The sequence below is a fragment of the Cellulomonas sp. B6 genome (assembly GCF_001462455.1).
GTDB lineage: Bacteria > Actinomycetota > Actinomycetes > Actinomycetales > Cellulomonadaceae > Cellulomonas.
In genome coordinates, this window is sequence record NZ_LNTD01000156.1 from 1 (window position 1) to 5,593 (window position 5,593).

Sequence of the window (5,593 nt, forward strand, 5' to 3'; positions counted from 1 at the left end):
GCCCCGATGACGCCGCCCCGCCTGTCCGCGACCACCTGGGCGCAGCGCGCCGCGCGCGGTCTGCCCGACGCCGTGCGTGGCCCCGCGCTCGACCCGCGCGAGCTCACGGTCGGGCAGGTGCACCTGGGCATCGGCGCGTTCCACCGTGCGCACCAGGCGGTGTGCACCGAGGACGCTGCGGCCGCGACGGGCGAGACGCGCTGGGGCCTGCTCGGCGTCACGCAGCGCAGCCCGCGCGTGGTCGAGCAGCTCGCACCGCAGGACGGCCTGTACGGCGTGCTCACCACCGGCGCGGACGCGTCGAGCGTGCGGCTCGTCGGGTCGGTGCGCGACGTCGCCTACCCGGGCCGGGACACCGCGCGCGTGCTCGACGCGCTCGCGGCGCCGACCACGCACGTCGTCACGCTGACCGTGACCGAGAAGGGCTACCGACGCGCGCCCGACGGCAGCCTCGACACGCGTGCCGCCGACGTCGCGGGCGACCTGGCCGCGGCGCGCGCCGAGCTGGGCGCGGCCGACGGCATGGCGGCGGCGACGCCGCTCGGGACGCTCGTGCGCGGGCTCGTGCGCCGGCACCGCACGTCGCGCGCGCCGCTGACGGTCGTGTGCTGCGACAACCTCACCGACAACGGCGCGGTGCTGCGCGGGCTGGTCGAGCAGGCGCTCGCCGCGGTGCCCGGTGCGGAGCCGGTCGCGGAGTGGGTCGGGGCGTCGGTGCGCTTCCCGTCGACGATGGTGGACCGGATCGTGCCCGCCACGACGGACGCGCACCGGGCCGAGGCCGCCGCGCTGCTGGGCCTGCGCGACGAGGCGCTGGTGGTCGGCGAGCCGTTCTTCCAGTGGGTCGTCGAGGACGCGTTCGCGGGCCCACGGCCCGCGTGGGAACGTGCGGGCGCGACGTTCACGCACGACGTCGCGCCGTACGAGCGCGCGAAGCTGCGCGTGCTGAACGCGGCGCACTCGACGCTCGCGTACCTCGGCGCGCTGCGGGGGCACGCGACGATCGCGCAGGCCGTGGCCGACCCCGAGCTCGCGGGCGTCGCGCGCGCGCTGCTCGACGAGGACGTGCTCCCGACGCTCGTCGCACCCGACGGCACGGACCTGGCCGCGTACCGCGACGAGGTCCTCCACCGGTTCGCCAACCCCCGGACGGGCCACACCACCGTGCAGGTGGCGATGGACGGGTCGCTCAAGCTGCCGGTGCGGCTGCTCGGGACCGTCGCCGACCGGCTCGCCGCCGGGGCCGTGCCGCACGCCGCGGCGCACGCGGTCGCCGCGTGGGTCGCGTACGTGCGGGCGACCGCGGCGGGCGACCTCGTGGTCGACGGGCGGACCGTCGCGCTCGACGACCCGATCGCGCCGCGCCTCGTGCAGGCGGTCTCGGGTCCCGACCCGGTGGCGGGGCTGTTCGCCCTGCCCGAGGTCTTCGGCCCGGACGTCGCGGGCTCCACGGAGTTCCGCGCCGCCGTGACGTCGGCGCTGCGCGACCTGGAGCCCGCCCTCACCCGCTGACGCGGCACCGCGACGCACGACGGACGAGGCACGGGGCACAGGGCACGGGGCACGGCCCGACCGCACGCGCGTCACGACCGGTCGTGTCGTGACCTGCGACGACACCCGTCCGGGTGAGAAGTGACACGACGCACAGGCGACGCACAGGGATTCACCCGGACGCGCGCCCAATTCGGTATCCACCGGACGAACGTCCTGGTTGGATCGCTGGACGTGACTTCCCGTACCTTCCGCTCCGCCCTCGCCCCGCTCGCCGTCGTCGCGCTCGCCGTGACGCTGACGGGCTGCGGCTCCATCCTCGACGCCGTGTCCGGCGACTCCGCCCCCGAGGCGCAGCGCGACGAGCCCGGCGGCGAGATCACCGCCGCGGCCGACGCCGACGTGTTCTCGCTCAAGGTCGGCGACTGCCTGGACTACCTCGACTCGGCCGCCGGCACGACCGAGTTCTCCTCGCTGCCCGCGAAGCCCTGCGGCGAGCAGCACGACGCGGAGATCTACGCCGAGGCCACGCTCACGGACGAGCAGTACGCGGCCGGCGAGACCTACTACGACGAGTTCTGCGTCGGCGAGTTCCCGGGCTTCGTCGGCACGTCCTACGAGGAGTCCGCCCTCGACTACACGTACCTGTCCCCGAACGCCGACGGCTGGGCGGCGGGCGACGACGTGCTGCAGTGCATCGTCGTGCACCTCGACGGCGGCCTCACCGGCACCATGCGCGACTCGGGCCTCTGACACCCACCGGCACGGCCGGGGCGACGACCGGGGGCGGGCACCACGAGGTGCCCGCCCCCGGCGCGTCGCCGCGAGGCGGCACCCCGTGCCTCTGCTCGCGCACGCCCGCTGCCCCCCCACGAACTGGTCAGACAGCTGACCAGTTGCGACCGATCCGGCTTACCGAGCGACCAGTTCTGCCCGCCTGCGCCCCGCAGGGCAGTGGGGGACGTGTCGGTGCGGGCGCGCCGACGCCGTGAGCGCGCGTGCGAGGATCGACCGGTGACCCGGGGTGCGTGCGGATGACCGCCGTGCTCACCGCGCTGGGCACCATGGCGGCCGTCGTCGCGCTCGGCTGGGCGCTCGGGCGGTGGCACGTGCTCGGCGAGCGCGCGGCACCCGTGCTCGCACGCGTCGTGTTCGCGGTCGCGACGCCCGCGCTGCTGCTGTCGACCGTCGCGCACGCCGACCTGCACCTGCTGGTCTCCCGCACGGCGGCCGCCACGTGGGCGAGCACGGCCCTCGTCGCGGCGACGGCCGCGCTGGTCCTGCGCGTGGTCTGGCGGCGCCCGTCCGCCGACGTCACGGTCGGCACGCTCGCGGCGTCCTACGTCAACGCCGGCAACATCGGGCTGCCGCTCGCCGTGTACCTGCTCGACGACCCGGTCGCGGTCGTCCCGACGCTGCTGTTCCAGCTGCTCGTGCTGGCACCCGTCGCGTTCACGGTGCTCGACGCGCACGCGGCGCGCGCACGGGCCGGTCAGGACGACGCGGCGCGGGACGGCGCCGTCGACGCGCCCGACCCTGGGACGACCCGCACCGCGGCGCCCCCGGCCGACCCGGTGCCCACCCGGCTCCGCGTCGCCGCCGTCGCGCGTCGCACGCTGACCAACCCGATCATCCTCGCGACGCTCGCCGGCCTCGCGCTCGCGGCCCTGCCGTGGTCGGCGCCCGAGGCGCTGTACGAGCCGTTCCGGCTGGTCGGCGCGGCCGCGGCGCCGCTCGCGCTCGTGACGTTCGGCCTGTCGCTCGCGGCCCCGCGCGGCGCAGGGGGTCGCGCGCCGCGGCGCGACCTCGCGCTCGCCGTCGCGCTGCGGGCGGCGGTGCACCCGCTCGTCGCGTGGGGCGTCGGCACCGCGCTGAGCCTGCCTGCACCTGCGCTGCTCGCGGTCGTCGCGATGGCGGCGCTGCCGACCGCGCAGAACGTGCTGGTCTACGCGATGCGGTACCGCCACGGCGAGGCGCTCGCGCGCGACGCCGGGCTCGTCTCGACAGTGCTGTGCGTGCCGGTGCTGCTGGTGGTGGCCGCGACGCTCGGCTGAGCCGGGTGACGGTGCCCCAGGCGCCCCGTCACCGGACCGCCCGGCGCGCCACGGACGCGCCGGTGGCCCCGGTGGCCCACGATCCGGGCGGCGGCCACCGCGAGACCGGGCTCAATCCGCCGGACCCGCCCTGAACCGGTCGCGAGCCCGGGCTCGTCCGCCGGCCGTCCCACGGACCGGACGGTGACCGGTCAGTCGCGACGCCGCGGACGCGCGCGCACGTGCATGCGCTCGCCCTGCGGGCCGTACACCGCGAGCACCTCGGTGTGGCCGTCGGACACGTTGCCGAGCCAGTGCGGCACGCGCGTGTCGAACTCGGCGGCCTCGCCCGCGGCCAGGTCGAGCTCGCGCCCGGCGAGCACGAGCCGCAGCGAGCCGGAGAGGACGTACAGCCACTCGTAGCCGTCGTGCACGCGGGGCTCGCGGTCGGCGTCGGCGTGCACGGCCGGCGGGTAGACCATCCGGAACGCGCGGGGCCCCTCGGTGCGGCGGCTCAGCGGCACGTACGTCACGCCGTGGCGGACCGTGGGGTGCGCGGGCACGCGCGGGTCGTCGCCCGCGGGGACGTCGACGAGCTCGTCGATCGTCACGTCGTGGAACCGCGCGAGCGGCAGCAGCAGCTCGAGCGTGGGGCGACGCAGGCCCGACTCGAGGCGCGACAGCGTGCTGACGGAGACGCCGGTGACGCCCGCGACGTCGGCGAGCGTCGCGCCGCGCTGCTCACGGAGCGCACGCAGCCGGGGGCCGACGGTGTCGAGCACCGCGTCGAGGTCGTCCACGGCTCCATTTGCCATGGTGGCAACGTCTCTTGTCAAGACGGCACGGGGCCGCGCAGGCTCGTGCCATGCCGAACGCACCCCTGACCCCGGTCGACGTCCTCGTGCTCGGCGGCGGCGCCGCGGGCCTGTCCGCCGCGCTGAGCCTCGGACGCTCGCGCCGCACCGTGCGCGTCCTCGACGCCGGCGAGCCACGCAACGCGACCTCGCCGCACGCCCACAACCTGCTCACGCACGACGGAACGCCGCCGGCCGCGCTGCTGGCCGCGGGACGCGACGAGGTCGCCCGCTACGGCGTCGAGGTCGTGACCGCGCGGGTGGTCGCGGCACGGACGGTCGACGGCGCCGGCGGCGCGGGGTGGGACGGCGCCGGGTCGGAGGACGCCGGGTCGACCGGCGCCGGGTCGGACGGCGCCGGGGCGAACGGCGACGGGTCGGACGGCGACGGGTCGGACGGCGCCGGGGCGAACGGCGCCGGGTCGGACGGCGACGGGTCGGACGGCGCCGGGTCGGACGGCGCCGGGTCGGACGGCGCCGGGTCGGACGGCGCCGGGTGGAACGGCGCCGCGCACGAGCCGGTGCTCGAGGTCCGCACCGCCGACGGACGCACGCACCGTGCGCGGCGTCTCGTTGTGGCGACGGGCATGCGCGACGTCCTGCCCGACGTCCCGGGCCTGCGCGAGCGCTGGGGACGCGACGTGCTGCACTGCCCCTACTGCCACGGCTGGGAGGTGCGCGACCGGCGCCTCGCGGTGCTCGCGACCGGCCCGCGGGCCGTGCACGCGGCGCTGCTGGTCCGCCAGCTCAGCGCCGACGTGACCCTGCTGACGAACGACGCGTTCGCACCGGACGCCGAGCAGCGGGCCGACCTCGCAGGCCGGGGCGTGCGCGTCGTGCCCGGACGGGTCACGGGCGCCCTCGTCGAGGAGGACGCGCTGACCGGGCTCACCCTGGGCGACGGCGACGTGGTCCCGTGCGACGCGGTGTTCGTCGGGTCGCGCGCGGTCCTCGACGACGCCGTGGTCGACGGCCTCGGGCTGGAGACCACCGCGCTCGACTTCCTGGGCGAGGACGTCGGCCGCGCCGTGGCCGTCGACGCGACCGGTGCGACGTCCGTGCCGGGCGTCTGGGCCGCGGGCAACGTCACCGGCCCGCAGCACGCGCTCGCATCGAGCATCGCGGCCGGCTCGCTCACGGGCGCGCACGTCAACGCGTCACTCGTCGCCGCCGACGTCACCGCCGCCCGCGCCTCCCGCATCACGACCCGCCCCT

General features: G+C 77.2%; 5 protein-coding genes. 4 read left to right on the top strand and 1 reads right to left on the bottom strand.

The annotated features are described in order from the left end of the window. The 3 genes from ATM99_RS13995 to ATM99_RS14005 form a co-directional block, all read left to right on the top strand. The coding region (locus tag ATM99_RS13995; protein WP_369798089.1) for a mannitol dehydrogenase family protein at positions 1-1,512 on the top strand (1,512 nt) is incomplete at its 5' end. Between the two features lie 213 nt (positions 1,513-1,725). Continuing rightward, entirely contained in the window at positions 1,726-2,244 is a 519-nt protein-coding gene (locus tag ATM99_RS14000) for a hypothetical protein (protein WP_062103492.1), read from the top strand. A gap of 281 nt (positions 2,245-2,525) precedes the next feature. After that, complete coding sequence (locus ATM99_RS14005) at positions 2,526-3,545, top strand: AEC family transporter (protein WP_062103493.1); 1,020 nt, start codon at positions 2,526-2,528, stop codon at positions 3,543-3,545. A 191-nt stretch (positions 3,546-3,736) separates the two neighbouring features. Here ATM99_RS14005 and ATM99_RS14010 read toward each other — a convergent pair whose 3' ends face one another. After that, a complete protein-coding gene (locus tag ATM99_RS14010; RefSeq protein ID WP_062103494.1) occupies positions 3,737-4,339 on the bottom strand; it encodes a helix-turn-helix domain-containing protein in 603 nt (200 codons plus the stop codon). A 50-nt stretch (positions 4,340-4,389) separates the two neighbouring features. Here ATM99_RS14010 and ATM99_RS19745 point away from each other — a divergent pair. Then, a partial coding sequence (locus tag ATM99_RS19745) for an NAD(P)/FAD-dependent oxidoreductase (RefSeq protein WP_082659768.1) occupies positions 4,390-5,593 on the top strand: 1,204 nt, incomplete at its 3' end.

What these genes read in the sequence shown, in the direction of transcription:
- ATM99_RS14005 (WP_062103493.1), top strand. Translation starts at nt 2,526, where the DNA reads ATGACCGCCGTGCTCACCGCGCTGGGCACCATGGCGGCCGTCGTCGCG.
- ATM99_RS14010 (WP_062103494.1), bottom strand. Translation starts at nt 4,339, where the DNA reads ATGGCAAATGGAGCCGTGGACGACCTCGACGCGGTGCTCGACACCGTC.